We start from the raw sequence: 6695 nt of genomic DNA, 5'->3' as shown, positions 1-6695 counted from the left end.
TTGCCTACTTTTCTTTGCGGCGGCAAAGAAAAGTAGGTGCCGCCCCGCACAGGGGCGACGCTTGAAGCACGAAGGCAAATCGCGGATGCCAGCGCAAAGGCCAAACACGGATGCCAGCACAAAGACCAAAACACCAATCCGCCCGCGCCGCGAAAAAACACCATCCCAGACTTCAGATAGTTTTTCTATCCCACCCCCAAAGATCTTCTCATTTGTCGCCAAGCGCGCCAGCGCCGATAGTTCAGTCACCGAGACGCGAACAGATTTCAGATCTCAGGTCTCTCAAACCGAACACCGAACTGGAGCACATCATGAAGCTTGCAAACAAGATCGCATTGGTAACGGGCGGCACGTCGGGAATTGGCCTGGAAGCAGCCAAACTCTTCCGCAACGAAGGCGCCAAGGTCATCATTATCGGTTCAAATGCACAACGCCTGAAAGAAGCAGAACAAGCCCTCGGCGAAGGGATCACAGCACTCCGCGCCGACCTCCGAGACCCATCGCAAATCGACCGCGCCATCGCAGAAGTAGTCGAAACACACGGCCGCATCGACGTGGTGTACGCGAACGCTGGCGCAGGCAAGGCCGCACCCCTCGAAGCCGTGACGCGTGAACAGATCGACGAGCAGTTCGGGCTGAATTTCAATGGCCTCTTCTTCACGATTCAAAAGGCAGCGCCCTATCTGAGCAATGGCGCCAGCATCGTCGTGACGACATCGTTCCTCAACGCCGTCGGCACACCGGGTCTCTCGATTCTGTCCGCAACGAAGGCCGCTGTACGCTCGCTGGTTCGCTCACTAGGCGCGGAACTCGCGCCGCGTGGAATTCGCATCAACGCCGTCAGCCCCGGTCCGATCGACACGCCTTTCGCAACCAAGCTGGGTATCCCGGATGCCGACTTGCAAAAGACGGGGGAGGCGCTCACCGCAGCAGTGCCGCTCAAGCGCTTCGGCACGGTGGCCGAAGTCGCAAAGGCAGCGCTTTTCCTCGCGAGCGACGACTCGTCGTTTGTCACGGGAACGGAAGTGGTCGTCGACGGTGGTCTGTCGCAAATCTAGATTGTCAGTTGAGACGCCGGCGCAACCGTATTGCGATTTCGCCGGCGACGATTGCCAGTGCCTCATTTGACCGCTGCCGGGCTCGCCGCCAAAATCGGCAAGACGCCAATCTTCTGTCTCTGAAAATGCGAGCTCCGAACAATCTGAATGCCCTGCGCGCCTTCGAAGCGGTTGCGCGTCACTTGAGCTATCCGGCGGCAGCCGCTGAGTTGAACGTGACGCCTGCCGCCGTCGGTCAGCTGATTCGTGCATTGGAAAGTTATCTCGACGTCGAGCTGTTTCATCGGTCGACATCGGGTCCGTCGCGGCTAACCTTGACCGACGCCGCGCGGACCGCGCTGCCTGATCTGCAAAGTGGCTTCGACCTGCTCTCGACGGCAGTCGAGCGACTCAGGGCGAGCAAGTCGCGCATCATCTTCACCGTGACCGTCCCGCCTGCTTTCGCGGACAAATGGCTGCTGTGGCGCCTCGAGTCGTTCCAGAAGCAGCATCCGTACTACGACCTTCGAATCGACACGAGCCGGCATCTGGTTGATTTCACCGCCGACCGGGTTGACACGGGCATCCGCTACGGCGCTGGAGCGTGGCCGAATCTGGTCTCGATGTTTCTGCTCCGAGACGAGTTTTTCCCGGTGTGCAGTCCCGCGCTCCTGAAAGGAATACACGCTTTGAAGGACCCTGGAGACCTTCGACATCATCCGTTGATCCATGACATCTCGATGACCAACTTTGGCGTGTTTCCGACATGGCGTTCGTGGCTCCAGAAAGCCGGATATGGAAAGACCGTCGATTGCGATCGCGGGTTGCAGCTCAATGATTCGGCTGCAGCGATCCAGACGGCCATCTCGGGAAATGGCGTTGCACTCGGCAGAACCACGCTCGTCGAACGAGACCTCGCCGAGGGACGACTGGTGCGGCCTTTCCACGAGATTCAAGGCTGCGAACTTGCCTACTATCTGGTGTTCCGAAAGGAAAGCGAAAACTCAGCGCCCGTCGTGGCGTTCAGAGAATGGCTACTCGCTGAAATTGGATCGCGGTGAATGAGCGTCGGCAACGAACTAGCTCAAATGCTCAGCGAGCATCTCCCTGACACCCGATACAAACGACGGCTCGCCGCAACGTGGCGGAACCAGGCTGAACTCGACTTCCGGCAATTGCGGCAACTGCATGTGGTGTTCGAAAGGCGCAGCCGTCGAAGGAATCGCAGAAGCATTCACACAAGCGACGCCGAGTCCCGCCGCCAGCGCCAAATGCAATCCACCGATATTCGTCGCCGAATGCGCAATCGAATACGCAATGCGATGCTCATCCAGCATCCGTATGACAAATCGCTGCAACGAGCAGGTTTCGGGCAACACAATCAGGGGAAGCGGAACGCCGTCCGGTAAAACAAAAGACTTGTCCGCAACCCAGTGCATAGGCTCGCAGCCCAGCATTCGGCGCTCGCCCGGCGCGACATCCAAAGAATATTCATCGTGCAGCACCCTCATCGACAACCCAATATCGAAAGTGCCCGTATGCGTCTGCTCTTCGATCAACGCGCTATTTCGAAGCGCCACACGAAGCCGCAACTGCGGAAATTGCGCGCCTACGCGCTCGAAAATACCCGGCAAGGCATGAGGGCGAAAATAGTCGGTGACTGCGAGTCGTAGCTCAGTGCCCGATTCTGCACCGCGCAGGTCTCGCAAGGCGGCATTGCTGAGTGCCAGGATCTTGCGCGCATGCACGACCAGTCGTTCGCCAGCGGGTGTGAGGCTCGCACCCATCTTTCCGCGGACCATCAGTGACAGACCGCATACCTGTTCGAGTTTTCGCAACCGCTCACCGACCGCAGAGTGAGACCGGTACAAGCGAGACGCTGCCGCTGACAGACTGCCGGAGTCTGCGACGACAACAAGCGTGTTGAGAAGATCCAGATCCAAAGCGCGAGGCATCTATCCACCAAAAGGCACACGTCGTCGCGAATGGACGCGGCTATCCGCGCTGAGGAAATGCCTGCATCAGTGATGCGCAGCGCGCAGAGGTGGGATGCAATGGGAGAGCCGCACGCAATCCGTACGCGACGATTGATCCCGCAAGAATATCACTATGATAATCATAGTGCAACACGACGCGATGAAGGTAGCCGGAACCTCGACGGCCCCGGCCTACCGGAATGCACGCAGTGATCGTTCTGTTCCGGCGACTTCACCGCAAACGCTCAGCCCGGCAACTTGCTAGCCGGCCTGCTCGCGGACGATGAATTCGGCGTACCAGTCAGGCCAGTTTTCATCGTGCTGACCGGTCGTTTTCTCGTGTTCGCCGTGCGCGGCGGCAGCGCGGCGAAGCGCGCCCGCAAGTTCCTTGGACGAACCGAATGTCGTGTCGCCCGCCTCCACCCGGCCGGGGAGCCGTGTCGTCACTTCCTGGAAAACCCAGCCATTTCCATCTGGGTCGCTGAACGATGCGAACGAACCATAGGTGGCGCGCGACGGATGCGGGCCGCTCAGACGCCCTTCTTCACCAGCATGATGGAATACGCCGCCGACATCGTGGAAGACTTCGCTCACCTCGACGCCCCGCTCCACAAGCTCCGCGTGCGCGGCCTCCACGTCCGACACGATGAGGTGAAGTCCCTGCACTGAGCCGGGTTCTTCCGTCGTCACACCCTTGCCAAACAGGACCGAGCAATGCGAGCCTGGCGGCGTGAAGTGCACGACCCGAAACTGATCGTCTTTCACGAGATCGATGTCGAGCCTCCAACCCAACTGCGTGTAAAACTGCTTCGCGCGGTCGACGTCCGCCACGGGAATGACGACAACCTCCAGTTTCATGTCGACCGTTCTCTGTCCATTGCTCATGTCTAGCTCCTCACGATTGGCCAATCCAAGGGGGCAAATGCAAACAGGCAAGCTACAGCGGGGGAAGCAGACGGCCGGATCGAGTGGACGGGATAGCGGTCGGGTGCTGGCTCAGGGCTGCGGCGGCTTGCGCACCTGATAGGCAAGCAGCGCCAGCACCGATTGACCGACCGAATCTTCGTACAAGCGGGATCGCCACGGATCGCTGCGCCTCACTCAAAGTCTGTGAAAGACATCCAGATTCGTCAAGAGAATTTCCGGTGAAAACCCTCTGTTGTTATGCAACACATTCACGCGTCCGCAGCTTAAACATATCGTCATTAGCACAATCGTGCAGACAAGCGCCTTCCCGCCTCTCGCCGCGGCGCAGACGGAACCCGCCTTCCATCGACAGCTGAGACGCAACGAGTCTACAGCCAGCCCGTTTCAAATCCGCATGATGTGAGCGGCTCGCAACCGTGCTCCGTGAGGACGACCTGCTGTTCGAGTTTCACGCCCTCGCTGCCGCCATCCGCGCCGATATAACTCTCGACGCAGAGCGTCATGCCGGCTTCGAACTGGCCGTCGTAGCCACCGCTTTCCCAATCGACCTGATGCGCAATGGACGGATATTCGTCCACCATACCGATGCCGTGCGCAATGCAGCTATATCGGTTCTTCAGATACGCATCTGGGATCTTCCACGCTTTCTCGGAGAACTCACGGAATGTCATCCCCGCACGCAGCAGACTCATGTTGAAATGAACCTGCGAATAAGCGGTTTCATAGAGTTTGCGCTGCTCGTCCGACGGTCGAGTGTGGCCGACTGTCCACGTCCGGGAGATATCCGCGCAGTAGCCATTCGGCCCGACCATATCGGTGTCGAACGCCAGCAATTCCCCATGCTGCAGCACACGCGCAGAGCATTCCTGCATCCACGGATTGGTCCGGTCACCCGAAGACAGAAGGCGCGTTTCGATCCACTCGCCTCCGTGGCGGATATTTTCATAGTGAAGATGCGCCCAAAGATCCTGCTCGGTAATGCCCGGCCGAAGCTCGTGATGCATGCGCTCGATGCCCTTCTCGCACGCACGGATCGACTCGCGCATCAGCACCTGTTCATCCAGCGACTTGATGCTCCGCGCCAGCTCCATCATCGCTTGCCCGTCCAGCAGCGTCACGCCGCTTTCGACAAGGCAAGCCGCACCGAATGGATCGAGCCGGTCGACCGCAAGACGCGATTCGTTCGGCGCATGTGTGCGCAACACATCGATGATTTCCGCGCTCCAAACCTTCGCACGACGTTCAGCATCGTGCCCCGCGTTGAAGAAGGTCCAGCTGATTGCATGACGCAACTCGACGTTCAGGCTCAGCCCTTTCCACACATGCTCACAGCTATGAAACTCCCAACCGATGACGCGGCCATCGGCGAATACCATCACATACCGCGACGGGTTTCGCCCCGTCCATATCTGCATGTTCGACGTATCCGTGGCGTAGCGGATATTCACCGGGTCATAGAGCAATATCGCGGGACAGTTGGCCTTTCTTAGCTGCTCCTGCACGCGCGCCAGGCGGTACGCCCTGACATCGTGCAGCGTGTGGTTCGTTCTCGTCGAATCGACAAGCGCGTCGATGACCTCGCATTCAGCCATGCGCTCGCTCCAAACGTGTCAAAGTTCCAGCACCAGATCGGACGTCGGACGGCTGCAACATAAAAGCCTGAAGCCCTTGACGACTTCCCGGTCACGAATCCCGCCGTTGTGTTGCATATCGACGCTACCTTCAAGCAGCTTCGTCTTGCAGGTTCCGCATACGCCCTGGCTGCACGACGATGGGATCGGCACGCCGGCCTTTTTCGCTGCGGCGAGCACCGTTTCCGTCGCGGTCATCGTGAACGACCTCGCCGAGCGGGACAGCTTGACCGTGTACGTTTCCTGGCTCACAGCGCTCTCGGACGGACGTGACGCCGGCGCCTGCACGACGACATCGGACGCGATGTCGAAACTTTCCTGGTGGTAGCGCGCCGGATCGTGACCGCCTTCGCGGAGAATCTCCCTCGCCGCGTCCATATAGCCTGCCGGCCCGCAAGTGAACACCTCGCGCTCGGTGTAATCGGGAATCCACTTTGCAAGAAGCGCGAGACTGAGCCTGCCTGTCTCCCCCGTCCAGTCGAGTTCATCGCCGACGCCTTCGCATACGAAGAACAGCCGAAGACGCGGCGACAGCTTCGCGAGCCTGCGCAGCTCGTCGCGAAAGACGATGTCGGCGGGCGTTCTCGCGCTGTGCACGAACGCGATATCGCGGTCGAGGCCAAGGTCGATGCTGGCGCGCGTCATCGACATCAACGGCGTCACACCCGAACCCGCCGACAGATACAGTGACTTCACCGCGCAAGTACCCGTCGGCGTGAAGGTGCCGGAAGGCCCGTACGCCTGCAACTGGTTCCCCGGCTTCATATTGTCGTGAAGCCAGTTGGACATGACGCCGCCCGGAACCCGCTTGACCGTAATGGACAGCAGCCAGGGACGCGTCGGCGGCGACGAGATCGTGTAGCAGCGCTCGACAGGTTGCCCCTCCACATTCGCCGACACCGTCAGGAATTGCCCTGGCTCGAAGCGCACCGGCAAGCCGTCACCCGTGCGGAACTCGAAGCTCTTCACATCATGCGTTTCGTCCACCACGCGGCAGCACGTCAGCACCTGCCGCTCGTTGCTCGGCCAGAGCCTGCCGCCGGACTCCCACGTGCTGGCATCAGTGAACCGGTCCGCTGCATCGGGCGCCGGGTCGAATACCCTTTCGACAGAATTCATGACAG

Annotated in this window: 7 protein-coding genes; 2 read left to right on the top strand and 5 right to left on the bottom strand. The window is 59.8% G+C overall.

Annotated elements, in window-relative coordinates; genetic code table 11:
- A partial coding sequence (locus SB822_RS26185; protein WP_410855976.1) for a hypothetical protein occupies window positions 1–249 on the bottom strand: 249 nt, incomplete at its 3' end.
- Window positions 250–311: 62 nt separating this feature from the next.
- On the opposite strand from SB822_RS26185, the gene SB822_RS26180 reads away from it, so the two are divergent.
- Together SB822_RS26180 and gcvA are read left to right on the top strand one after the other, a co-directional pair.
- Window positions 312–1058 (top strand): SDR family oxidoreductase, encoded by a 747-nt coding sequence (locus SB822_RS26180; protein WP_007584673.1) that lies wholly within the window; start codon window positions 312–314, stop codon window positions 1056–1058.
- Window positions 1059–1183: 125 nt separating this feature from the next.
- The gene (gene gcvA, locus SB822_RS26175) at window positions 1184–2098 is read left to right on the top strand and encodes a transcriptional regulator GcvA (protein WP_410855975.1); all 915 of its coding nucleotides are present in this window, start codon (window positions 1184–1186) and stop codon (window positions 2096–2098) included.
- Between the two features lie 18 nt (window positions 2099–2116).
- On the opposite strand, the gene SB822_RS26170 is transcribed toward gcvA, so the two are convergent.
- The 4 genes from SB822_RS26170 to SB822_RS26155 all read right to left on the bottom strand — a co-directional run bounded on the left by SB822_RS26170 (window position 2117) and on the right by SB822_RS26155 (window position 6690).
- On the bottom strand, window positions 2117–2992 hold the full coding sequence (locus tag SB822_RS26170; RefSeq protein ID WP_410855974.1) for a LysR substrate-binding domain-containing protein: 876 nt from the start codon (window positions 2990–2992) through the stop codon (window positions 2117–2119).
- A gap of 282 nt (window positions 2993–3274) precedes the next feature.
- Window positions 3275–3898, bottom strand: a complete 624-nt coding sequence (locus SB822_RS26165; protein WP_079503332.1) for a VOC family protein — start codon at window positions 3896–3898, stop codon at window positions 3275–3277.
- A 410-nt stretch (window positions 3899–4308) separates the two neighbouring features.
- The gene (locus SB822_RS26160; protein ID WP_007745018.1) at window positions 4309–5532 is read right to left on the bottom strand and encodes a M24 family metallopeptidase; all 1224 of its coding nucleotides are present in this window, start codon (window positions 5530–5532) and stop codon (window positions 4309–4311) included.
- Between the two features lie 18 nt (window positions 5533–5550).
- Entirely contained in the window at window positions 5551–6690 is a 1140-nt protein-coding gene (locus SB822_RS26155; RefSeq protein ID WP_410855973.1) for a 2Fe-2S iron-sulfur cluster-binding protein, read from the bottom strand.
- Window positions 6691–6695: the final 5 nt, after the last annotated feature.

The sequence above is a fragment of the Paraburkholderia sp. SIMBA_054 genome, from assembly GCF_046534875.1.
GTDB lineage: Bacteria > Pseudomonadota > Gammaproteobacteria > Burkholderiales > Burkholderiaceae > Paraburkholderia > Paraburkholderia hospita.
The sequence above is the reverse complement of the archived record's forward strand: the minus strand, read 5'-3'. Positions and strand labels throughout refer to the sequence as shown.